The sequence below is a fragment of the Micromonospora sp. CA-263727 genome, assembly GCF_050942455.1.
In the GTDB taxonomy this organism is placed as follows: Bacteria; Actinomycetota; Actinomycetes; order Mycobacteriales; family Micromonosporaceae; genus Micromonospora.
Genome location: NZ_CP192031.1, coordinates 6,616,600 through 6,638,172, shown reverse-complemented (window position 1 = coordinate 6,638,172; position 21,573 = coordinate 6,616,600). Strand labels below are relative to the sequence as shown.

Sequence of the window (21,573 nt, the reverse complement as noted above, 5' to 3'; positions counted from 1 at the left end):
GCCGCCGGCTCAGCCGTGGATGCGGTCGCGGTCGCGGAACATGGTGCGGTACGCGTGCGGGGTGGCACCGACCCGGCGGGTGAAGTGGTGCCGCAGGGCGGCGGCGTCGCCGAAGCCGGCCCGGTCGGCTACCGCCTCCACGGTCAGCCCGGTCTCCTCCAGCAGCCGCCGGGCCACCAGGATCCGCTGATTGGTCAGCCACTCGTGCGGTGTGGTGCCGGTCTCCGCGCGGAACCGGCGGGCGAAGGTACGCGGGGCCATGCCGGCCCGGTCGGCCAGTTCGTCGACGGTGATCTGCTGGTCCAGCCGCCCCATCAGCCACTCCAGCACCGGCTCCAGGGTGGGTGCCTCCGGCGCCTTCGGGATGGGCGCCTCGACGTACTGGGACTGCCCGCCGTCACGGTGCGGCGGCACCACCATCCGGCGGGCCAGCCGGGTGGCGGTGGCCGAGCCGTGCTCCTGGCGTACCAGATGCAGGCAGGCGTCGATGCCGGCGGCGGTGCCGGCGCTGGTGAGCAGCCGGTCGTCCTGCACGTAGAGCGAGTTGCAGCGGACCCGGGCGCTCGGGTGCCGGCGCTGCAACTCGTCGACGTGCCGCCAGTGGGTGGTGCACTCCCGGCCGTCGAGCAGTCCCGCCTCGCCGAGCAGGTACGCGCCCGCGCAGACGCTGAACAGGTACGCCCCGCGGTCGGCGGCTCGGCGCAGCGCGTCGTGCACCTCCGGGCAGGCGGTGGTGGTCGGGTCGTGCGCGGGGACGGCCACCAGGTCCGCCTCCTCGATCGGGCCCAGGTCGGCGTTGGGCAGCAGCTGGAAACCGACGGAGGTGCGTACCGTGGCGCGCTGCGGGCTGCACACGTCGAAGCGGTAGCCGGGCAGGCCGTCGGCGGTGCGGTCGGTGCCGAACACCTCGGCGAGCACGCCCAACTCGAACGGGGCGACCCCATCCAGGACCAGCACGGCGACGGAGCGGAGCATGTGACGAGGGTAACCGCAGAGGTGGCCGAAAATCGAGCATGGATGGCATTCCTGCCACTGTCCGGTCCCATGGTGAGCGGCCCAGACTGGACTGGTCCGGTGCGCACCGGCGGCGACAAGACACCAGCAATCATGCGAAAGCGAGCGCCGCCATGGGTTTCCTGTTCCTGCTGCTCTTCGTCCTCTTCCTCGCCCTCGCGTCGGTCGCCGGGCTGACCGCCGACAGTCGGGACTCGGCCGACTGGAAGCCCTCCGACGGTGGCCGACGGTGGCGATCCCGTCCCTGCTGAGGCGATTGATCCGCTTCGCCGGAAAAACCCGGGCCCGGGTCGCCCCGAAAGGGGCGGCCCCGCCGACGGCCCACCCGGGGCGTACGGCAGGCTAGTGCCATGGCTGACGGCTCCTGGTACGACGCCGACATCGACCACGTGATCATTTCCGAGGCGCAGATCCGCGAGAAGACCGCGGAACTGGCCAAGCAGGTCTCGGCGGACTACGCCCACGTCACCGACGGGCTGCTGCTCGTCTGTGTGCTCAAGGGAGCGGTCATGTTCATGGCCGACTTCGCCCGGGCCCTCGGCCGCCAGGGCCCCCCCGCCGAGCTGGACTTCATGGCCATCTCCTCGTACGGGCAGGGCACCACCTCCTCCGGCGTGGTGCGCATCCTCAAGGACCTCGACCGGGACATCGCCGGCCGGCACGTCGTCGTCGTGGAGGACATCGTCGACTCCGGGCTGACCCTCTCCTGGCTGCTGCGGTACCTGGAGTCCCGGTCCGCGGCGAGCGTCGAGGTGGTCGCGCTGTTCCGCAAGCCGGACGCGGTCAAGGTGACGGTGCCGGTGAGGTACGTCGGCTTCGACATCCCGACCGAGTTCGTCGTCGGATACGGCCTCGACTTCGGCGAGCGCTACCGCGAACTGCCCTACGTGGGGGTGCTCAAGCCGGAGGTCTACGCGCGATCCTGAGCTGCCTAGCCCTCCCCGTGCCCTGGTGTTTGCCGGTGCCGGAGCGATCGACGTTCAGCCGGCTTTCAGCTGATCGGGCTACGGTGGAGCGCGGTGGTGGGGAGGTCCTCTCCCGACCACGCCGGTCGACTCCCGGTTCGCCGTACGCGTAAGTGCTGGGCTCGCCAGCTCACATCCGTCTCGTACGGTGTACCGTCGAATGACCGTGGCGCGACAATTCGCGCCCGGGGTCGAGGCCGGCCCGCACGGCGGCTCCGGCAGCCGCCCAGGCGGCGACACCCACAGTCGGTCAGGACGTCGATCAGGAGGATGCGGGCGTCTCGGCGCTCGACAACAGCATGGAACGTACGCGTTTCTTCCGCCGACCGGTGTTCTGGGTCATCCTGGTCATCCTCGGCGCCGTCGTGCTCAGTCAGTTGTTCACCGCTGGTCCCAGCTACCACCGGGTGGACACGTCCGTCGCGCTTGACCAGCTCAACAGGGGCGGCATCGAGAAGGTCGTCTTCCAGGACAAGGAACAGACGATCCAGCTGAACCTGGCCGAGGAGGCCGAGTTCGGCAAGACCAAGACCAAGCTGATCGAGGCCCAGTTCCCGTACGAGGTCGGTAACGAGGTCTGGAACCAGATCCTCGACGCCAAGGCGAACAACCGGATCACCGGGCCGGCCGACACCGAGGTGTCGTCCGACAGCATCTGGGTCAGCCTGCTGGTCAACCTGCTCCCCATCGTGCTGCTCGTGCTGCTGCTGCTGTTCTTTATGTCGCAGATGCAGGGCGGCGGCTCCCGGGTGCTCAACTTCGGCAAGTCCAAGGCCAAGATGATCACCAAGGACACGCCGAAGACCACCTTCGCGGACGTCGCCGGGGCCGAGGAGGCCGTCGAGGAGCTGCACGAGATCAAGGACTTCCTGCAGAACCCGGGGAAGTACCAGCAGCTCGGCGCGAAGATCCCGAAGGGCGTGCTGCTCTTCGGTCCGCCCGGCACCGGTAAGACGCTGCTCGCCCGGGCGGTCGCCGGTGAGGCCGGGGTGCCGTTCTACTCGATCTCCGGTTCCGACTTCGTGGAGATGTTCGTCGGTGTCGGCGCCAGCCGGGTCCGTGACCTGTTCGAGCAGGCCAAGACGAACGCGCCGGCGATCGTCTTCGTCGACGAGATCGACGCCGTCGGTCGGCACCGTGGCGCCGGCATGGGCGGCGGCCACGACGAGCGCGAGCAGACCCTCAACCAGTTGCTCGTCGAGATGGACGGCTTCGACGTCAAGGGCGGCGTCATCCTGATCGCCGCCACCAACCGGCCGGACATCCTCGACCCGGCGCTGCTGCGCCCGGGCCGGTTCGACCGGCAGATCCCGGTCGACGCCCCCGACATGGAGGGCCGCAAGGCCATCCTGCGGGTACACGCCAAGGGTAAGCCGTTCACGCCCGACGTCGACCTCGACTCGGTGGCGAAGCGGACGCCGGGCTTCAGCGGCGCCGACCTGGCCAACGTGATCAACGAGGCGGCCCTGCTGACCGCGCGCAAGGACCAGCGGGCGATCAGCAACGAGTCGCTGGAGGAGTCGATCGACCGGGTGATCGCCGGCCCGCAGCGACGGACCCGGGTGATGAGCGACCAGGAGAAGAAGATCACCGCGTACCACGAGGGTGGGCACGCGCTGGTCGCCTGGGCGCTGCCGCACGCCGCGCCGGTGCACAAGGTGACGATCCTGTCCCGCGGCCGATCGCTGGGCCACACCCTGGTGCTCCCCACCGAGGACAAGTACACCCAGACCCGCGCCGAGATGATCGACACCCTGGCGTACGCGCTGGGCGGCCGGGCCGCCGAGGAACTCGTCTTCCACGAGCCCACCACGGGTGCCGGCAACGACATCGAGAAGGCCACCCAGCTGGCCCGCGCGATGATCACGCAGTACGGCATGAGCTCCAAGCTCGGTGCGATCAAGTACGGCACCAGTGGCGACGAGCCCTTCCTCGGCCGGAACATGGGCCACGAGCGGGACTACTCCGACGTCGTCGCCGCCGAGATCGACGGCGAGATGCGGGCCCTGATCGAGCTGGCCCACGACGAGGCCTGGGAGATCCTGGTCGAGTACCGGGACGTCCTGGACAACATCGTGCTCGAACTGATGGAGAAGGAGACCCTCTCCACCGCCGACATGGCCCGGATCTGCGCCCGGGTGGCCAAGCGGCCGCCGATGGCCCCGTACCACGGCTTTGGCAAGCGGCAGCCCTCCACCGAGCCGCCGGTGCTCACCCCGGCGGAGAAGGAGGCGCTCAAGGTGCAGGCCGAGGCCGACGGCGCAGAGGCCACGGTCGGTGGCGGCAGCTCGAACAACTCGGACGGTTCGCACTGAGCACCGACGACGCGGCGGCCGGTCCCCGGCAACGGGGGCTGGCCGCCTCCGCCACCGAGCCCGACACCGATACCGACAGCCTCGACTACATCGCCGCACGGCTGGTCAACGGCCGGCTCACCGGCCGCCCCGTCGAGGACACCATGGACCTCGGCCGGATCGAAAAGGCGGTTCGCGAGATCCTGATCGCGGTCGGCGAGGACCCGGACCGTGACGGCCTACAGCAGACCCCGGCCCGGGTGGCCCGGGCGTACGCCGAACTCTTCGCCGGTTTGCGGGTCGACCCGGCCACGGTGCTCACCACCACCTTCGAGGCCAACCACGAGGAACTCGTGCTCGTCCGGGACATCGACGTGATGTCTCTCTGCGAGCACCACCTCCTGCCGTTCCGGGGCAGCGCCCACATCGGCTACATCCCCGGGCCCGACGGACGGATCACCGGCCTGTCCAAGCTGGCCCGGCTGGTCGAGGTCTTCGCGCGACGCCCGCAGGTGCAGGAGCGGCTGACCTCCCAGATCGCCGACCTGCTGATGGAACGGCTGGCACCGCGTGGCGTGGTGGTCGTCCTGGAGTGCGAGCACATGTGCATGGCGATGCGGGGCATCCAGAAGTCGGGTGCGAAGACGATCACCTCGGCGGTGCGCGGCACCCTCCAGCGGGACGCCAAGTCCCGCGCCGAGGCGATGTCCCTGATCATCCCCCGCTGAGCGGCGGCCACCCAATCGCTGGCGTCACCGGATCAACCGGCGGGGCGGTCAGGCCGCCAGCATCGCCAGCACGATCCCGGCGGTGGTGACCACCGCCGGGATCAGACAGACGAGCGCGCCGAACCGGGGCGTCCGCTCCACCCGCTCCCCGGGCCGGGGTGGAAACAGCCGTCCCACCGCGAGCCAGCCCAGGCCGAACGCGACCGCCGGTGCCGGCAGCCCCAGCACCAGCGCCAGGACGGTCACCGGGCTGGCGCCGGCGAGCAGGTGCACCACCGCCAGGAACAGCGGTACGAGCAGACCCAACGGCCCGTACACCAGCAGGTTGCGCGGCCGGGACGGCCAGTGCGCCACCCGGGGCAGGCCGCGGGCCGCGAGCGTGTCGTCCGCGGCGCACGCCCATCGCCGGGCATCCCGTACCGCCGTCAGCACCGCTGCCGGGCCGCCGGCCATCGACCGGGTCGCCTCGGTCAGCTCCGGTGGGGTCGGCACCAGCGAGATCGGTGGCACGCCCAACTCGTGCAGCCGCGCCTCCTGCGGCGCCAGCCGGGTACGCACGCCGGCCAACTCGTCCCGGGCGGCCTGGACCGTTCGGGCCTGCTCGCCGGCGGCGGTCGCCGCGTCCCGGCGTACCCCGTCCAGCTGACGGGCGGCGGCCAGGTACTCGGCCCACGCCGCCGGCACCGGATTCGCGGCCGGCGCGTCGACCGATCGCTGCTGGCCGGGACCGCTGGTGGTGGCCGGCGACTGGCTGAGGGTCATGCCGGCTCACCGTTCTCGTCATCCGGGACGTCATAGGGCACCAGCACGACCCCACGTTCATCGGGGCCGTCCCAGAGCACCACCCGGTCGGGCCGGGGCCGCCACTCCACCGTCCGGCCGAACAGCGCTGCGAGCTGGGCACCCGGTACGCCCGCCACCGCCACGGCGGTCAGCTTGTCGACCGTCTCCTCCGGCTCCACCAGCGCCGCGAACGACGGCACCGTACGCCACCAGCCGAGCAGGTGCTGCCCGGCCGGTGGCCCGTCACGGAGCAGCATCCGCAGCCGCGGCGGCGGGAGTTGCTCCGGCGGGGCCACGTCCAGGCCGAACACCACCAGGTAGGCGGGTTCCCCGGCGTCCACGGCGGCGAGCAGCCCGGCGAGGTCCACTGTTTCGACCGGGTGCCGCTGGGCCAGCTCCGCCGCGAGAGCATCGGCCAGCGGCCGTGCCTCGGCCGCCGGCGCGGCGACCACGAACCGCGCGGTACCCGGCGGATGATGAACCGCCGTACTGCTGGCAGCCGTCGCCAGCAGGCGGGTCGCCTCCGGTCGGGGGCCGAGGATCGCGAGGTTACGCCCGGCTGCCGGCCCGAATGGCACGGCCACCGTGCTCCGCGCGACATCCACCGCCCGTCCCAGCAGCGCGGACGGGGCCAGTGCCGGCCCGGTGACGGCCGCCCGGAAGCGGGGGTCGTTGCGCAGCAGCGGGCGGGCGTACCCGGCGAAGACCACCGGCGGTCCGGCACCCTCGGTGCGGGCCGCCCAGAGTCGGTGCCGCAGCAGCTCCACGGCGTGTGGCTCGTCCTGCGGGTCGGGAAAGCGGACCATCCGCTCGTGGCCCCGGGTGGCGCCCCGCGGGCCGCCGAGGCCCCCGGCGGTGTTCACCACAGCACTGCCCACCGGCAGCCCGGCCGCCGAGTCGTTGGTCGGCTCCAGCACCGCCCCGCCGCCGGGCAGTGCCACCCGCACCGGGAACTGGCCGAGCAGCGAATCCCGCTGCCCGGTGTCGGGGCGGGCCGCCAGGCCCAGGCCACCCTCGCCGGCCAGTATCAGGTGCACACCGTACGCCCGGCCGGTCCTGGTCAGCGCGTCCAACCGGGCGGCGGCGTCGGCGGCCAACCGGTCCCGCTCGGCGAAGAGCAACGGCAGGTTGTCCACCACACAGACGATCCGGGGCAGCGGGCGGTGCCGGCGCAGCTCCGTGAAGCGCTGCCCACCGGCCCGGGCGGACGCCTCCGTACGCCGTTGCACCTCGGCCGTCAGCTGCTCGAAGAGGTCCAGCACGTACTCCCGGTCGGCGGCCATCGCCGCGGCCCGGACCTGCGGGATCCAGGACCGGTCCCGCTCGGTCTGGAGAAACTCCGCGAAGGACTCGCCCTCGCCGAGGTCGACCAGGTACAACGACAACTCCTCCGGGCCGTACCGGGCGACCAGACCGAGCAGGGCGGTGGTCAGGAAGCTGGACCGGCAGGCCCGGGACCGGCCGCTGACCAGCCAGTGCGGGGTCAGCTCGGTGAACCCGAGGGAGACCGGCCGGCCACCGGCGTCGCCGACCGTGGTGCTCATCCCATCGGTCGCGTCCGCCTGCCACAGTTCGTCCTCCGACGGTGGCAGCAGGCCGGCCAGGGAAAGCCGGCTGCCGGCCTCGATCTGGGCGGCGATCCGCCGGCAGACGGTGTCGACCAACTCGGCCGGCGGATCGGGTTCGACGAAGACCGGCGAGTTCATCCCACCGGGCGTGCCGGCGCCCGCGGTGGCGAAGGGCGCCCCGGGCGGATCGCCCAGCAGCGCGTACGCGGTGCGCATGGCCACCGCGGTGGCCCTGGGCAGTGGGTCCCGATCGGCCGGCGGCCAGCCCGCGACGACCAGGTGCAGCCCGGCGACCGGGCCCTGCTCGGCGAGCGTCTCGATCCGGGCCAGGTCGCTGGGCCCGGTCAGCTCGGGCAGCGCGGCCACCACGAGCAGCAGCGACCGGTCGTGCCGGCGGGGACCGGACGCACCGGGTGCCACCCACTGCTCTGCCTCGGTCAGCACGGCCCGCAACCCGGCGGCGTCGGTGGCCGGCGGGGACAGCACCCCGGCGTCGCCGAGCGCCGCGAACGGGGCCAGCGTCACACCGGTCGCGTCCACCGCTCGGACCAGCAGCGCCCCCGCCGGGGTCGACGCCACCAACCGCAGCAGTACGGCCCGCAGCAGCCCGGCCACCCGGGCATCGCCCGCGTCGATGTCCACCGTGAGATTGCCGGCGCCGAGCAGGGGGACCAGCGCGGGGAAACGGGCATCGTCCAGCGGCGCGGCGGTGCCGACCCGGACGAAGGGCGGCGGACCCTCGCCGGCGGGGGCGGTCGGCTCGACGGTGTCCAGGGTGGTGCCCGCCCAGCCGGGTGCGAGGACCTCGGCCGCCGTCCGCAGCCGCTCGGCCAGCGCGTACTGGCGGCGCTGGTCGGCCGGGGCGGGCCGGGTCTCGTCGAGTACGGTGGCCGCCGCCGCGACCGTTGCGGCAGCCCGACGGTGCAAGGCGGCGGCGCGGAGCGTCCGTGCCCTCGGACCGCCCACCGCGTCCACCTCCTCCGCCCGAGATCGGCACCACTCGCCGGGCAGGAACGACGGTATCCCAGCGGGGGCCCGAGCTCCGGGACGCGCGTCGGCGATGCGCCGGTGTTGTCGTGGAACTCACCGGTCGGCAGTGTTCCGTCACGATCTGCTGAATCTGGGGCATTGGGTCCACAGCGTCCAGCCGATAGCCTCAGGGGGTGGAATCAGTGCCGCCCCCCGCCGGTTCCCAGGTTTCCCGCGTACCGGCGCAACGGACCCCGCCGGAGGACTTGGCGCCGCCCGCGGTCGCGCCGGCCCCACCACAGCCCCGGCGGCGGCTTCGTACCGTGCTGACCGTGGTCGCCGGAGTGCTTGCGGCGCTCTGCCTGGGCGGCGGAGTGACCGGCTACGTGGTCTACGACCGCCTCGCCACCCCCGACCGCAGTGCGCCCGACGTGGTGGTGGACAACTACCTCCGTGCCTTCCTGGTGGATCGCAACGACGTCCGTGCGGATCTTTTCACCTGTGAAGGCAACGCCGAGCTGGATCAGCTTCGGTTACTAAGAAGTGACCTGATGGCCCGCGAGGAACAGTTCGGGACCAAGATGTCGGTCAGTTGGGGAAGGCTTGAGATAGACCGGCATGGCGACAGTGCTGAGGTGCGGGTCGACCTTACGTTGTCAGCTGAGGTCGACGGCATCAGACAGAGTGACCGGCAGTCGTGGAGCTTTACCACGCAGTTGAGCGACGACTGGCGGGTGTGTTCCGGCACGATGGCGGGCTGACACTACTCGATCCACAGGAGGTGGACGGGGACTTCCAGAGTGGTCGGTGACTGGCCCCGCCAGGCCCAGCGGTACCACTCCACCTCGGGCGCGACACGCACGCAGATGTCACCCTCGGCACCCGAGTAGGTCTCGGTGACCGCCCGCAGGTCGCGGTGCTCGACGGAGCCGACCATGTGGACGACCCGCCTACCGGTGATCGAGTCCGTCTCGAAGACGGGGGTCGGCGCCCGGTGCGCCGGAGCGTCCAGGGAGACGAGATGGACGCTGCTGCCGACCGCCGTTGCCGGTGTGGTCCGCGAGCCCACCGTCTCGACCCAGACCCGCTCGACCGGGACCAGCGGCGCGAAGACCTCCACCTGGTCGGACTCGGCGCGGTACCACTCGTGCTCGGGAATGACCGGGACGTAGGTGCGGCTGTTCTGCACCACCCGCTCGTCGGCCCGCAGGTCCGCCCGCCAGCCGAGGCCGGGTAGCCCGACCAGCACCCGCTGACCGCGTAGCTCGACGCGGCCGGCCGCCGGCACGATCTCGATCGGGCGGGGCGGTTGCGGCGCCCAGTCCGGTTGGTCGGCGAACGGGTCCGGGATCGGCTCGGTCATGACGGCCGGCACCTCACCCGGCGTTCCGCAGCGGTGCGCCCTTTGCCCGCATGAACGGCACCGGGTCGATGGCGCCCCGGCTGCTGCGATCGCCGTCGACGTGCACCTCGAAGTGCAGGTGCGGCCCGGATGAGTTGCCGCTGCTGCCCACCTCGCCGATCACCTCGCCGGCCTGCACGGTGTCCCCTTCGGCGACCTGGGGACGACTCACCATGTGACAGTAGCGGGTGACGATGCCCTGGGCGTGCAGTACGTCGACGAACCAACCGCAGCCTCCCTTGCCCGGCCAGCCGTCCGCATCGCAGCTGTGCCGGCCCGCCCGGTCGGGATCGCAGCGGGCGACCAGGACACGACCGGTCGCCGCGACCCGGATGAGGGTGCCCTTCGGTGCGGCGATGTCCACCCCGTTGTGTCCGGGCCGGCTGGCGGTCCGGAAACCGGAGCCGACGCCGCCCGGGATGGGCGCGGTCCAGCCGGAGGCGGCGATCTCACCCGACGCGGCGGCGTCGCAGACCTCCTGCCCGGCGATCAGGGCGGTCCGGGCCGCGCCGCCGGCCAACGCGTCAACGATGCGGGAGGCGATCTCCTCGTGCTTGGCGTAGGCGTCCGGAAAGGCGCTGATCTGGACCCGCTGGGCGGCCAGGGTCAGCGGCAGTCTCTCCCAGTCGGGCACGTCGACGAGTTTCTCGTAGAACTTGCGGGACGCGTACGCCGGGTTCATCCGCTGGCGGACGGTGCCCCACGACGCGCGTTGCTGGAACAGGCCGACCGAGTCGTGGTCGGCACCGACACCCTCGTTCGGGATGTCCTGTGACTCGCCGACCGTGCGGTTGGCGAGGTTGAGCAGCCGGGACTCCTGCATGGCGGTCGCCACCGCGATTACCCAGCCACGCGGCGGCACCTTCATCTCTTGACCGACCTTGATGATCACCGCGGCGTTGCGGAGCTGACGTTCGCCGTACTGGGGGAACCGCGGCATCCTGCCGGTCACGTCGACCTCGAAGTCCCCGGTGCACTCCATGCTCGCCGGGGTGAACTGCTCGGCCGAGTCCCCGCCCAACTCGGTGAGGAAGAAGGCGCCGGCGCCGCCGGTGCAGCAGAGCAACGCGAGCGTCGCGGTGAGGGCGGCAGCGAGCGCGCCGACCCGGATCGGTCCACGGCGCGGGCGGCTCTCGTCAGTCATGCCTGCTCCCAGTCCACGGCATCCACCAGCCATCGCCCCTCCGGCGCCACCAGTTCGAGCCGGAGCTCGCCGGAGTCGAGCGGTATCAGCACCTCCACGAACGTTTCGCCGCGCGGCCGTATGGTCACCTCGCCCGCGACCTCGCCGGCCGGCACACCGGCCGGCTCGGCGCCGGTCAGCTTGTCGGTGAGGGCGGCGGTCGACAGGGCGCGTAGGCCCTCGTGCCAGTCGCCGGCGGACTGGCCGGGCCGGCCGAGCCAGGCTGCGACGAAGCGCTCCGCGACCCGCTCCGGCGTCGGTTCGCCGGGACGGGTGACCGGCGACGGGGTGGTGGTCGTCGAGATCGCGCCGTCGTCCCCGGTGGTCGGATGCACTGTGGTGATCGGATCCGGTGGTCGGTTGCTCAGCCCGGCCGTGGGGTCACCGGGTCCGGCGACCAGCCGGGCCGTACCGACCACGGCGAGCACCAGCACGGCGATCCCGAGGGCGACCCCCAGGCGGGATCGCAGTACCCGGGTGACCACGAACTCGATCGCCCGCCGCACGACCGTCACCGGGCCTCGGAGCGGATCCGGGGCGGTGCCTTCTGCTCCGGGGGGGCACCTTCGGTCGAGCCGGGTCGGTAGATGACGAAGGAGGTTTTCTCGTCCGGCACATCCGGCTCGGTCCAGGAGGCGGGCTGACGACGGCGGGGGCGAGGTGCGACCGGACGGCGTTCCGGGGATCGCTCCTCGGCGGGGGCGGGAGCGCCGGTGCTTTTCCGGCCATCCGGACGGTCCGGAGCGTCACGGCCGCCGCCAGGGACCGGATCCGGACGGGCCTCCGGACGCATCTTCGGCTGCTCGGCCACCACCGTCCGGCGCCGCCCCACGCTGGGCTCGGCGGTGCCACCGGGCTCGGCGACGTCGAGCCGGGCCGCGGTACGCATGTCCCGGAAGAACCGCCGATGCCAGGAGCCGGCCGAGCTGACCGCCTCGCTGCTGTCCTTGCCCCCAAGCTGGGTGATCCGCCGGTAGGGGCGGAGCAACAGCCAGCCGACCACGCCGCACAGCCAGACCAGCACTACCTGCAGCCAGCCGGGGAGAGTGGCCGTGCTCATGATGAGGTCGACCGCGAAGAGATAGATGGCGGCCCCGGTACCGAAGATCGCGATGTTGAAGAGCGCGGCCACCACCGCGTTGCCCAGCCGCCGCAGGCCGGCGCTGGCCGGACGGAGCAGCCCGACCGTGCCCAGGATCGGCGCGGCGATCACCGCCCACCGGAAGATCAGGAAGCCGAGCAGCACGAGCAGGGACGCGGTCAGGTCGAACATCGCGAAGAGCAGGGCGGCGAGCACGGCGATGAATCCCGCGCCGACCCGGTCCATGTCCCGGACACCCTTCAGGTACTCGTACGCCTCCGGGTCCTCCCGCTCGATCTGCGCCGCCACCGTCATCCACTGTTGCTTCTTGGCGTTGATGGTGGCTTCGCGAGTCTGGGGATTGGCGCGGATCTTTTCCGCCTCTTCCCAGGAAAGGGACTTGGCGTCGTAGAGCGCCGCACCGTACTTCCGGGCGGTCTCGCTGTCGGCCGAGCCGAGCACCCCACGCAGCCAGTTCCGGTAGAGCATCCCCTCGGTGGCGGTGTCGCTCGCCCGGACCGCCGGGGGGCGCTTGTCCGTGCAGGCATCCGGGTTGGGCATCGCGCACCGGCCAGGGGGGACGTCCTTGGACGCGGGGCCGACGGCGTCGTGTACGACACCCAGTGTCGAGACCAGGGCGCCGTCGGCGAGGTTCGCGGACTTCACCGGCCAGGCGGCCAGCGCGGTGACCGCCACCATCACCACGAGCGCCCAACCCGCCGTGGTCATCGCCGTGCTCATGTCGGACTGGCGCGACCGCCAGAGCAGGTAGAGGCCCACGACGCAGAGCGTGACGATGCCGAAGACGCTGAACACCTTCTGGTAGATCGCCTTGGTCGCCTGGTCCACCAGCGGGTCGGCCCAGCCCCACATCGTCCCCGGGTCCCAGGCGCGCTCGCGCAGCGCGTTCGAGGCGCCGATGATCGCGGTGGCTATCATGAACTCGCCGTTGGCGACCGTGTTGGTGAACTTGTAGTCCGGGTGCAGCAGGGTGGTAGCGCACCCGCTTTCGATCTTGTAGGTGCTGTAGCTGTAGCCGGCGTAGCCGTAGTCGCTGTAGTAGCCCTTCGGTCCGGGCAACTTGGAGGCCTCCGGCCGGGACGCGAACCAGCCGGCCATGCCGGAGTCCGGTGCGGTCGGCGTCGGCGGGTTGAGACAGGTCGCCTCGGACTCCGCGACCTGCTGGAGCTTCTTCACGCAGGCACGGAAGTCGGCCTGCCATTCCGGGGTGGTGCAGAGGTCGGTGGGGGCCTGGTACGCGACCGGGGCCGCGTATGCCGGTGTGGCGGTGAGCCCGGGCCAACCGATTGTGGCCGCGGCGAGGACGCCGAGCGCCAGGAGGAGCGCCGTGATCCTTGCCCGGGCCCTCGCCATTGTCACTCCTCCATGTCAGGCAGCACGGTCGGCAGCACCCCGGCAGCGGCGGCGATGGCGGCGGGGGTGGTGTCGAGGTGGTCCAGGAGTCCGTCCACGTAGGAGACGTCGACGCGTACCTTCTGCACCCGGCCGTCGACGTCGCGCATGACGAACTCGCGGAAGCCGAGGCGGTTGGCGGAGGTCGCATCGGCGGTGGAGAGCGAGGCGAGGGTCGCCTCGTACCCGTCGTCCACCGGTACGCGCAGCAGTCGTAGCGCCTCGGCGGCGATCTCCGTGTCCTCGGCGATCCGGCCGACGAAGACGGTGGAGACGAGGTTCTGGACGTCGAGGCCGAGGATGTCGCGGGGGTTCTGGGAGGCGACCAGCGCGGCGAGGTTCCACTTGCGGGAGTCGCGGGCGAGTCGGACCAGGAACGAGCGGCCGGAGCGCCACCCCTCCATGAAGTGCGCCTCGTCCAGACCGACCAGTTTGCGCGACGACATCGAACCGCCGTAGCAGCGGCGGACCGCCAGCCGGTGCGCGGTGTGCAGCATCGGCAGGGCCAGTGCCTCCTCGGCCGACCAGTACTCGCGCTCGATCTTGAGATCGGGGAGCCGGAGGCCGGCCATCGTGATCACGGTGAGCGCCGCGTCCGGCCCGAGCAGCCCCTCCGGCGGGCGGCCGAAGAAGAGCATGGCCAGCGGCATCTCCGCGGTGTCCAGCAGCAGGTTGGCCAGTTCCCGGCCGGCGTCGTCGTCGAGCTGGCCGAGGCAGCTGACCACGTCGTCCAGGGTGGAGGTCTCCTCGGCGGGCACCTGGCGCACGGCGTGCCGGAACAGGGTGGCGGTGGACGCCTCGCGGGCCACCTGCGGCGGCACCAGCATCATGCAGATGTCCTGGACCAGCATCCGCCGCTCGGCCCGGGCGTTGGAGATCGCGATCTCGAACTCGCGGTCACCGCCGGCTCCGGCGCCGAACTCGCTGCGCAGCGGCGTCGGGATCAGCGAGTAGGGCGCCAGGGTGCCGTGCTCGGAACCGGTCAGGTTGAGGACGCGTGAGTACGGTCGCAGCTCGGGCATCGCGCAGAGCCGGGCCAGCGGGCCGGACGGGTCGAGCAGGGTCACCTGTACGCCGCGGCGGGCGGCCAGATAGCCCAGCGCACCGAGCAACGTGGACTTGCCGCCGCCCGGCTCGGCCACGAAGACCGCGAGGCCGGAGCGTTCGCGTACCTCCATCGGGAAGTGCAGGTCGAGGAAGACCGGTCGGCGGCAGGTGCCGGCGGTGCGCCCGATCAGGTCGCCGCGTCGGTCGCCGACCGTGGAGGCGGCCTGGGGCAGCGCCGCCGCGAGCAGGTTCACCGGCATCCGACGGACGTATCCGGTGTTGGCGATCGGCTCGCCCGGGATGAACTCCCGGGCCAGCCAGTCCTGGTTCTTCGGGTGCTGGAGCGAGATGCGCAGCTCGCGGGAGTAGAGCTGGATCAGCCGGCGGGCCCGCTCCAGGCACTCCTCCCGGGTACGTCCACCCACCGCGACCCGGTGCCAGCCGTGCGCGCGGGCCGAGTCGACCGGCAGCCCGGTGGTCATCTCGTCGCCGATCACCAGTGCGCGCTTGGCGAGGCGTTCCAGCTCGGGCGGGGCGTCGATGCCGTGCTCGGCGTAGTCGAGTTGCTGCGACCGGATCATCCGGAGCCGGTGTTCCAGGTTACGGAAGGAGTCGCCGGAGCCCAGGATGTCGACCCGGGTGGAGAGTTCCATCGGCCACGGCAGCCGCTCGTGGAAGTGCAGCCAGGGCTCGTGCCGCTCGGGAATCTCAAGTGGCTCCATCCGGCCCACGGCGAGCACGGCCACGTGCCGTTCCTCGCCGGTCATCCGGTTGACCAGCTTGACCGTCGAGCCGTACGGGGTGCGGTAGCGCTCGACCTGTTCGGTGAGGGCGAGCAGGTCGCCGCGTTCCCAACGCCCGTCGGTGATGGGCGAGAGCGTGCCGGGAGGCGCCATGCAGAGCGCCACCGACCGGTAGAGCAGCCATTCCAACTCCTGCGCGGTGACCCGCCGCCCGCGCATGCCGAACGCGCCCAGCACCTCGTCGAACTGTTCGACGGTGCGCCCCAGCTTGCGTCGCTCCCCCTCGGCGACCCCTCGACCGAAGGTGCGCAGCAGCCGTTCGGTGAGCGAGTCGCCGAGCGAGCGGCGGGCGAAGGTGACGCCGAGGTAAGTCTGGCCCTCGGCGTGGTTGACCGAGAGCAGGTGTCGCTGCGCGGCCACCAGGTGGTCGCCCCAGCTGGGCGTACCGGGGACGTCGGGCAGCGGTGCGGCGGTGTTGCCGTCGATAGTGCGGGCCCACTCGTCGGCCGGGAAGGGCCGGGTGGTGCGACGCAGGTGCAGCCGGAAGCCGGCCAGGCCGGCGTACTGCTCGGAGATCGCCGAGAGCAGCGCCTCGCGTTCCGCGTCCGGCCGGAAGGCCCAGCGCACCTCGGGCAGCCAGTACCAGGCGGTGACGGTGTTGGGGGTGAAGGTCAGGTGACCGGCGATCTCCGTGATGGCCAGCTCGACGGCGGGATCGCGGTCCCCGAACTTGATCTTCGGAGGGCGGACCCGGACCGGTTTGATCGGCCGGTCGCTGCGCTCCATGGAACGCTGTCGAGGTGGCGTGGTGGCGCGGGTGGCCGGTGCCGCGGCCCGGCGCGGCGCTCGCGTCGTGGTGTCGGCCGGAGCGGTCGCGCCGCGGGCCGGTTGGTCGTCGGCGGGCGGGCGGGCGTTCGGTAGCCGGTCGCCGGCCGGTGGCGGCGTCCGGGTGGGGGGCGGTGGCGCGCTCGGCCCGCCGGCCGTCAGGGCCTCCTCGACCGCCCGGACAGGGGGCGCGCTGGGCACCGGGCGGGAGGGTTGCGCCGGCACTGAGGTCGGGGTACGCCGGTGGGCCACCGGTGCCGGTCCGGCGGGAGCCGCCGGTGGTGGCGCGGCGCGGGTCGGGAGAGCGTTGGCCCGCTGGGCGGGACCTGGCCGGGCGTACGCCCCGCCGAAAAGGTCCAGGAAGGGCGAGTCGATGTCGCCCCCGTCGCGGGTGGCCGGGGTGGGCTCGGCCGGCATCGCTCGGCGCTGCGGTGGACGGGGCGCCTGGAACACGCCGACGGCACCGTGACCGGGAGTGGCGGCGAGCGCCGGATCCAGGGACGCGTCGTCGGGCTCCCCGGATTGTGGGTAGTCAAACGAACGCGCACGGTTACCGTGTGGTGCGGCCGAGTGCCCGGCCGGGGATCCCGGCGTGGAGGAGCGGCTCATGCGATCGCCCTGCCCGTGTCCTCGGGTCTCCCGTACGACGTGCAGCCGGTCATGCCAGTTCCTCCCGGATCCTGATCCTGCTACCGACCAGGCGCGGGTCGCGCTGCTCGGCGGCCGGCTCCCGGGTGCGTCGCCAGTCGGTCAGCGCGGTACGGATCACCATGCGCGCCGGCCGGTCCGGGTCGACGTACCGGAAGACGAACGAGGTGGTCACGATGGCGAGGGCGATCTCCCAGGCGGGGAAGAGCTCGACCTGCAGCGTGACCAGCCAGTGGATGAACATGTAGAGGGGAACGAGCAGGATGAACAGCCCGTACTGGGCGTACGGCAGGTGGACCGGAAGGGTGTAGCCGGGCGGCCCGAGATAGACCAGGCGGGCCCGGTAGATGTCGTCGTCGGTGCGCAGCCGCATCTCGTGCCCGCACCTATTGGAAGATCAGGTTGATCAGGAAGTCGCCGATGAAGAAGAGGGTGGCGGCTCCGGCGATGAAGGCCAGCCCGACGATCGCGATGGCGGAGCTGGTCAGCACCTTGGAAATCTCGCCCCGGCTGGCCCGGCCGATGAAGATGACGCCCAGCACGGCCAGCAGGATCGGAGCGATCTTGCTGGCGAAGAAGGTGACGACGCCCTCGGTGTTGATCCCCTTCGGCTCCTCGGCGGCGAGTGGGATCGACGACGCCACGGTGGAGAGCAGGTGGGCGACGTTGGTCGACGCCGTTTCCATCAGCTCGATGGCGATCACTGAAACCTCCCCAAGTCGCGGCCGGCGGTGCCGCGGCGGTGCAGTAGGTAAGCCTGACGGGATCGGTGCTCACTCTGCGCAGCGCCTGAGACCCTGCGTGCGTCACTCGCCACGGAAAGTGGCGATTTCTGGGTGGATTGTCCCGCTTCGGCCCTCCCCATAACGCGTCGCCGTCTCGATGCTGGGCAATTCCACAGCGTACGGGCCGCCCCCCTTTGCGACAAGCCGCGAAGAGTCTGCCCGATCCGGCCCGGACGACCGATCGTACACCTGTTTCAATTGCCACGTCAGGCCCATGACCCGGGCAGATCGGAACGGCCGCAAGGACCGGTACCGTCTAGTCGTGACTGATCTGGCAGGGGCCACGGCCCCGGTGGTGATGGGCGTCCTGAACGTCACGCCCGACTCGTTCTCCGACGGCGGACGCTACGCCGACGTCGGTGCCGCTGTCGCACACGGCGTCCGGCTGCGGGCCGACGGGGCCGGGTTGGTTGATGTCGGTGGCGAGTCGACCCGGCCCGGCGCCAACCGGATCGACGCGGAGACCGAGGCCGGCCGAGTGGTGCCGGTCATCCGCGAACTCGCCGCGGCCGGCGTGCCGGTCAGCATCGACACCACCCGCGCCGGGGTCGCCGAGGCGGCCCTCGCGGCCGGCGCGGTCGTGGTCAACGACGTCTCCGGTGGTCTCGCCGACCCGGACATGGCCCGGGTCGTCCGGGACGCCGGCTGCCCCTGGGTGCTGATGCACTGGCGGGGGCACTCCCGGCGGATGAGTGAGCTGGCCAGTTACGGCGACGTGGTCGCCGACGTACGCGCCGAACTCGGCCAACGGGTGGCGGCGGCACTTGCCGCCGGGGTGGCGGCGGATCGCATCGTGATCGACCCGGGCCTCGGCTTCGCCAAGACGGCCGCACACAACTGGCAGCTCAGCGCCCGGCTGCCCGAACTGCTCGAACTCGGCTATCCGCTGCTGTTCGGCGCGAGTCGCAAGTCGTACCTGGGCCTGCTGCTGGCCGGGCCAGACGGCACGCCGCGCCCCACCGGCGGGCGGGCGGCGGCCACCGTCGCCACCAGCCTGCTCGCGGTCGCCGCTGGCGCCTGGGGGGTACGCGTACACGACGTGCGCGCGACCGTCGACGCACTCGCGGTCTGGCAGGCCACCGGCCGCCCGCGGCTGGCCCACCCCGGTGCCCCGGTGCCCCCGTCCGGCGCTCCCGACGCCGTGAGCGCCGGTGCCGCATGCGGTGACGCCGATCGCCGCGCCGACCGGGGAGCGCGCCGGTGACCGATCGGATCGAACTGACCGGCCTGCGGGCACACGGTCGGCACGGGGTGTACGACTTCGAACGCGCCCGGGGCCAGGAGTTCGTCGTCGACGCCGTACTGGAGCTGGATCTCGCCCCGGCCGCCCGGTCCGACGACGTGCGCGACACCGTGCACTACGGCGAACTCGCCGAGCGTCTGGTGGCGGTGGTCACCGGTGAGCCGGTCAACCTGATCGAGACCCTCGCCGACCGGCTGATCGAGGTCTGCCTGGCCGATTCCCGGGTGGCCGGCGCGACGGTCACGGTGCACAAGCCGGAGGCGCCGGTCCCGCACGCCTTCACCGACGTGGCCGTGACGATGCGCCGGAGGCGTACCCGATGACCCGCGCCGTGCTCTCCCTCGGCAGCAATCTCGGCGACCGGCTCGGCCACCTGCGCACCGCCCTGGTGACGTTGGGCGACAGCGTCCTGGTGGCCTCCGGGGTGTACGAGACCCCGGCGTGGGGCGACACCGAGCAGCCGGCGTACCTGAACGCCGTGCTGCTGGTGGCGGACCCGGCGGCCGGCCCGCACGACTGGTTGGCGCGGGCCCGGGCGGCGGAACGCGCCGCCGGCCGGGTACGCGACCCGCTGCGCCGCTTCGGACCCCGCACGCTCGACGTCGACGTGATCGGGGTGTGGACCGACGACGACCGTCCGGTGCTCAGCGACGACCCGGAGCTGATCCTGCCGCATCCCCGAGCGCACCTGCGGGCCTTTGTGCTGCGGCCGTGGATCGACATCCAGCCCTACGGCCGACTGCCCGGCCACGGCTGGTTGACCGACCTGCTGACCTCCGGGCCGACCACCGCCGACGTTGCGGACCTGCGCCCCCGTCCGGATCTGGCGTTAGAGTCGACGACATGAGTGGGCGCAGCGGGCGAATCATCAGGTTCAGCGAGCGCAGGCGGTCGGAGTGACGCAGTCCTCACCGCCCGACGGGTCGCGGATGGGCCCCACCCGGATCTCGACCCTGGTGGTGACCGCCCTGGCCACCGCGGCGGTCGCCTGGCTGCTGATCAGTAACTTCCTGTACAGCCAGCTGCCGCCGCTGCCGTGGCTGCCGGTGGTCACTCTGGGCGGGCTCGCCGTGCTGGAGGCGTACGCCGCGATCAACACCCGGGGTCGGATCGATCGTCGGCCCGGCCGCGACCCGGTCAATCCCCTGATGGTCGCCCGGTTCGTCGTGCTGGCGAAGGCGTCCGCCCTGGTCGGTGCCATCTTCACCGGCTTCTATGCGGGGCTGACCGGCTGGTTGTTCGTGCTGACGACGAGGGCGGCCGGCGAGGACCGACCGGCGGCCATCGCCGGCGTGCTGGCCTCGATCGCCCTGGTGGCCGCCGCGCTCTGGCTTGAGCGGTCCTGCCGGGTGCCGGAGCGACCGGAGGACGAGCACGAGCCCGACGACTGGGAGAGCCGCCCAGGACAGCGCTGAGAGACTGTCGGGAAACCGCGCGGCGCTACGGCGGCCCCGGCGGCGACCGGTGGCGTTGGAGCCTGATCCGGGTTTCCTGACCACCGCTGAGCAGGGGGGTTACGCCCCGGCTCGGAGCGCGGGTACGGTGCCTGCGACCGGATGGGCAACGGCCGCCGCCGATCTGCCCGCGCGTCGGTGGAGTCCGGGCGGCCGCTGGAAGGCAGGGATCATGGTGTACGACGAACCGGGCCGAAGCGGACAGTCGGAGCCGATCTCGGCCGTGCCCGCCGTTCCGGTGGACTCTGCCGGAGACGACCCTGAGCATGCTGAGCTGGGCCGCGACCGCTTCGGCGTCTACGTGGTCTGGGAGACGCTCCTGCTGCTCGGCTTCGCCGCGCTGGTCTACCTGGTCTGGCAGGAGGACCCGGCCGTGCTGCGGGGCGCCGGGCTGCGTGACCTCATCGTCGCCGTGGTCGGCATCGGGCTGCTGGCGCTGGCGGCCGGGTTGAGCCTGCGTACCGCCGGGGTGAACCTCGCGATCGGGCCGGTGGCGGTGGCCGCCGGGCTGCACTTCGCGGAGCAGGGTGATCGGGGCGTACCCGTCGCCGTCGGCACGGCCGCCGTGGTGGCCGCGCTCGGTGGGCTTCTGCTGGGACTGCTGGTCGTGGTGCTGCACGTGCCCGGCTGGGCGGCCAGCCTCGGCGGCGCGGCCGGCGTCATCGTCTATATCGAACAGCGCTCCGCGCCGGTGCTGGTGCAGGCGGACTACGATCCGCGCACCAGTGCCGGCCAGATTTTCGTCGGCTTCGCCGCGATCGCCGTCTTCGGCGGGTTGTTCGGGGCGGTGGGCCCGGTCCGCCGGCTGGTGGGCCGGTTCCGTCCGGTCGCCGATCCGGCGCGGCGGCGTGGCACCGCGGCGGCGGTCGTCGTCACCGGCGGGTACGTCTGCTCCACCGTGCTGGCGATGCTCGCGGGGGTGCTCGTCGCCTCGGCGGACGGTGCGGTGACGCCCTCCGCCGGGCTGGACTGGACGGTGCTCGCGGTGGGCGTGGCGCTGCTCGCCGGCACCAGCGCCTTCGGCCTGCGGGGCGGGGTCTTCGGCACCCTCCTGACCGCCGGTGCGATCGGCCTCTTCTTCGCGTACGCCCAGGCGCACGGCTGGACGGTCAGCCGGTGGGCGGTCGGTGGTGCCGTAATCGCTGCCGGCCTGCTGGTGACCCGGCTGGTCGAGCGCTACGGCCGGCCGGCGCCGGCTGCGGCGGCGTTGCCCATGCCGCCGCCCATGGACGCGACGAACGGCAGCGGATGGACCGTGGCGCGGCCGGAGCCGGTCGGTGACTGGCCGCCCGTGCTGCCGGCACAACCGACCGGGAGCCCACCCGAGCCGTGGGGCGCCCGGCAGTGGGAGACCGGCCCGCGTACCTGGGAGGACGCCGAGGAACGTTGACCGGCGCGGGTGTTTCCCGCGTGCCGTCGGCGCGCCGG

General features: G+C 72.3%; 20 protein-coding genes. 10 read left to right on the top strand and 10 right to left on the bottom strand.

The features are described from left to right. Window positions 1-9: 9 nt before the first annotated feature. Window positions 10-975, bottom strand: a complete 966-nt coding sequence (locus ACQPYA_RS29190; RefSeq protein WP_433530214.1) for a GlxA family transcriptional regulator — start codon at window positions 973-975, stop codon at window positions 10-12. A 152-nt stretch (window positions 976-1,127) separates the two neighbouring features. Here ACQPYA_RS29190 and ACQPYA_RS29185 point away from each other — a divergent pair, with 152 nt between their 5' ends. From ACQPYA_RS29185 to folE, 4 genes are all read left to right on the top strand, one after another. After that, window positions 1,128-1,265, top strand: coding sequence for a hypothetical protein (locus ACQPYA_RS29185; RefSeq protein ID WP_433530213.1), 138 nt, complete (start codon window positions 1,128-1,130; stop codon window positions 1,263-1,265). A gap of 99 nt (window positions 1,266-1,364) precedes the next feature. Next, entirely contained in the window at window positions 1,365-1,940 is a 576-nt protein-coding gene (hpt, locus tag ACQPYA_RS29180; RefSeq protein ID WP_111313873.1) for a hypoxanthine phosphoribosyltransferase, read from the top strand. 338 nt (window positions 1,941-2,278) lie between these two features. Continuing rightward, window positions 2,279-4,294, top strand: coding sequence for an ATP-dependent zinc metalloprotease FtsH (ftsH, locus tag ACQPYA_RS29175; RefSeq protein WP_433530212.1), 2,016 nt, complete (start codon window positions 2,279-2,281; stop codon window positions 4,292-4,294). A gap of 38 nt (window positions 4,295-4,332) precedes the next feature. Then, a complete protein-coding gene (gene folE, locus ACQPYA_RS29170) occupies window positions 4,333-5,001 on the top strand; it encodes a GTP cyclohydrolase I FolE (protein ID WP_433533674.1) in 669 nt (222 codons plus the stop codon). A 48-nt stretch (window positions 5,002-5,049) separates the two neighbouring features. Here folE and ACQPYA_RS29165 read toward each other — a convergent pair whose 3' ends face one another. Together ACQPYA_RS29165 and ACQPYA_RS29160 are read right to left on the bottom strand one after the other, a co-directional pair. Further along, complete coding sequence (locus ACQPYA_RS29165; RefSeq protein WP_433530211.1) at window positions 5,050-5,763, bottom strand: hypothetical protein; 714 nt, start codon at window positions 5,761-5,763, stop codon at window positions 5,050-5,052. Next, entirely contained in the window at window positions 5,760-8,327 is a 2,568-nt protein-coding gene (locus ACQPYA_RS29160; RefSeq protein ID WP_433530210.1) for an FtsK/SpoIIIE domain-containing protein, read from the bottom strand. The genes ACQPYA_RS29165 and ACQPYA_RS29160 overlap by 4 nt, the downstream gene beginning before the upstream one ends. 197 nt (window positions 8,328-8,524) lie before the next feature. Here ACQPYA_RS29160 and ACQPYA_RS29155 point away from each other — a divergent pair, with 197 nt between their 5' ends. Continuing rightward, window positions 8,525-9,082: a hypothetical protein gene (locus tag ACQPYA_RS29155; RefSeq protein ID WP_433533673.1), complete on the top strand. Its 558-nt coding sequence runs from the start codon at window positions 8,525-8,527 to the stop codon at window positions 9,080-9,082. Window positions 9,083-9,084: 2 nt separating this feature from the next. Here ACQPYA_RS29155 and ACQPYA_RS29150 read toward each other — a convergent pair whose 3' ends face one another. Genes ACQPYA_RS29150 through ACQPYA_RS29120 form a run of 7 tightly spaced genes read right to left on the bottom strand, consistent with a single transcriptional unit; the run spans window position 9,085 to window position 17,367 of the window. After that, window positions 9,085-9,684: a hypothetical protein gene (locus ACQPYA_RS29150; RefSeq protein WP_433530209.1), complete on the bottom strand. Its 600-nt coding sequence runs from the start codon at window positions 9,682-9,684 to the stop codon at window positions 9,085-9,087. 13 nt (window positions 9,685-9,697) lie between these two features. After that, window positions 9,698-10,867: a M23 family metallopeptidase gene (locus ACQPYA_RS29145; RefSeq protein WP_433530208.1), complete on the bottom strand. Its 1,170-nt coding sequence runs from the start codon at window positions 10,865-10,867 to the stop codon at window positions 9,698-9,700. Then, the gene (locus tag ACQPYA_RS29140) at window positions 10,864-11,421 is read right to left on the bottom strand and encodes a hypothetical protein (protein ID WP_433530207.1); all 558 of its coding nucleotides are present in this window, start codon (window positions 11,419-11,421) and stop codon (window positions 10,864-10,866) included. Before ACQPYA_RS29140 ends, ACQPYA_RS29145 begins: the two co-directional genes overlap by 4 nt. Further along, window positions 11,418-13,361, bottom strand: a complete 1,944-nt coding sequence (locus ACQPYA_RS29135) for an MFS transporter (protein ID WP_433530206.1) — start codon at window positions 13,359-13,361, stop codon at window positions 11,418-11,420. Before ACQPYA_RS29135 ends, ACQPYA_RS29140 begins: the two co-directional genes overlap by 4 nt. Window positions 13,362-13,363: 2 nt before the next feature. Beyond that, window positions 13,364-16,624: an ATP-binding protein gene (locus ACQPYA_RS29130; protein WP_433530205.1), complete on the bottom strand. Its 3,261-nt coding sequence runs from the start codon at window positions 16,622-16,624 to the stop codon at window positions 13,364-13,366. Between the two features lie 49 nt (window positions 16,625-16,673). Beyond that, window positions 16,674-17,036, bottom strand: a complete 363-nt coding sequence (locus ACQPYA_RS29125; protein ID WP_433530204.1) for a hypothetical protein — start codon at window positions 17,034-17,036, stop codon at window positions 16,674-16,676. A 13-nt stretch (window positions 17,037-17,049) separates the two neighbouring features. Beyond that, a complete protein-coding gene (locus ACQPYA_RS29120) occupies window positions 17,050-17,367 on the bottom strand; it encodes a hypothetical protein (RefSeq protein WP_433530203.1) in 318 nt (105 codons plus the stop codon). 343 nt (window positions 17,368-17,710) lie between these two features. Here ACQPYA_RS29120 and folP point away from each other — a divergent pair, with 343 nt between their 5' ends. The 5 genes from folP (at window position 17,711) to ACQPYA_RS29095 (ending at window position 21,535) form a co-directional block, all read left to right on the top strand. Next, a complete protein-coding gene (gene folP, locus ACQPYA_RS29115) occupies window positions 17,711-18,652 on the top strand; it encodes a dihydropteroate synthase (protein WP_433530202.1) in 942 nt (313 codons plus the stop codon). Then, a complete protein-coding gene (gene folB / locus ACQPYA_RS29110) occupies window positions 18,649-19,014 on the top strand; it encodes a dihydroneopterin aldolase (protein WP_433530201.1) in 366 nt (121 codons plus the stop codon). The genes folP and folB overlap by 4 nt, the downstream gene beginning before the upstream one ends. Beyond that, the gene (folK, locus tag ACQPYA_RS29105) at window positions 19,011-19,538 is read left to right on the top strand and encodes a 2-amino-4-hydroxy-6-hydroxymethyldihydropteridine diphosphokinase (RefSeq protein WP_433530200.1); all 528 of its coding nucleotides are present in this window, start codon (window positions 19,011-19,013) and stop codon (window positions 19,536-19,538) included. The genes folB and folK overlap by 4 nt, the downstream gene beginning before the upstream one ends. An 82-nt stretch (window positions 19,539-19,620) precedes the next feature. Continuing rightward, window positions 19,621-20,106, top strand: a complete 486-nt coding sequence (locus ACQPYA_RS29100; protein ID WP_433533672.1) for a DUF3180 domain-containing protein — start codon at window positions 19,621-19,623, stop codon at window positions 20,104-20,106. 211 nt (window positions 20,107-20,317) lie between these two features. Further along, window positions 20,318-21,535 (top strand): ABC transporter permease, encoded by a 1,218-nt coding sequence (locus ACQPYA_RS29095; RefSeq protein ID WP_433530199.1) that lies wholly within the window; start codon window positions 20,318-20,320, stop codon window positions 21,533-21,535. The last annotated feature ends 38 nt before the right edge of the window (window positions 21,536-21,573 follow it).

Excerpts from the sequence above, each read along its gene's own strand:
- ACQPYA_RS29165 (WP_433530211.1), bottom strand. The coding sequence starts at position 5,763 with ATGACCCTCAGCCAGTCGCCGGCCACCACCAGCGGTCCCGGCCAGCAG.
- ftsH (WP_433530212.1), top strand. The coding sequence starts at position 2,279 with ATGGAACGTACGCGTTTCTTCCGCCGACCGGTGTTCTGGGTCATCCTG.
- ACQPYA_RS29185 (WP_433530213.1), top strand. The coding sequence starts at position 1,128 with ATGGGTTTCCTGTTCCTGCTGCTCTTCGTCCTCTTCCTCGCCCTCGCG.
- ACQPYA_RS29145 (WP_433530208.1), bottom strand. The coding sequence starts at position 10,867 with ATGACTGACGAGAGCCGCCCGCGCCGTGGACCGATCCGGGTCGGCGCG.
- hpt (WP_111313873.1), top strand. The coding sequence starts at position 1,365 with ATGGCTGACGGCTCCTGGTACGACGCCGACATCGACCACGTGATCATT.
- ACQPYA_RS29135 (WP_433530206.1), bottom strand. The coding sequence starts at position 13,361 with ATGGCGAGGGCCCGGGCAAGGATCACGGCGCTCCTCCTGGCGCTCGGC.
- ACQPYA_RS29150 (WP_433530209.1), bottom strand. The coding sequence starts at position 9,684 with ATGACCGAGCCGATCCCGGACCCGTTCGCCGACCAACCGGACTGGGCG.
- folK (WP_433530200.1), top strand. The coding sequence starts at position 19,011 with ATGACCCGCGCCGTGCTCTCCCTCGGCAGCAATCTCGGCGACCGGCTC.
- ACQPYA_RS29125 (WP_433530204.1), bottom strand. The coding sequence starts at position 17,036 with ATGCGGCTGCGCACCGACGACGACATCTACCGGGCCCGCCTGGTCTAT.
- ACQPYA_RS29100 (WP_433533672.1), top strand. The coding sequence starts at position 19,621 with ATGGGCCCCACCCGGATCTCGACCCTGGTGGTGACCGCCCTGGCCACC.
- ACQPYA_RS29095 (WP_433530199.1), top strand. The coding sequence starts at position 20,318 with ATGGTGTACGACGAACCGGGCCGAAGCGGACAGTCGGAGCCGATCTCG.
- ACQPYA_RS29190 (WP_433530214.1), bottom strand. The coding sequence starts at position 975 with ATGCTCCGCTCCGTCGCCGTGCTGGTCCTGGATGGGGTCGCCCCGTTC.
- ACQPYA_RS29130 (WP_433530205.1), bottom strand. The coding sequence starts at position 16,624 with ATGAGCCGCTCCTCCACGCCGGGATCCCCGGCCGGGCACTCGGCCGCA.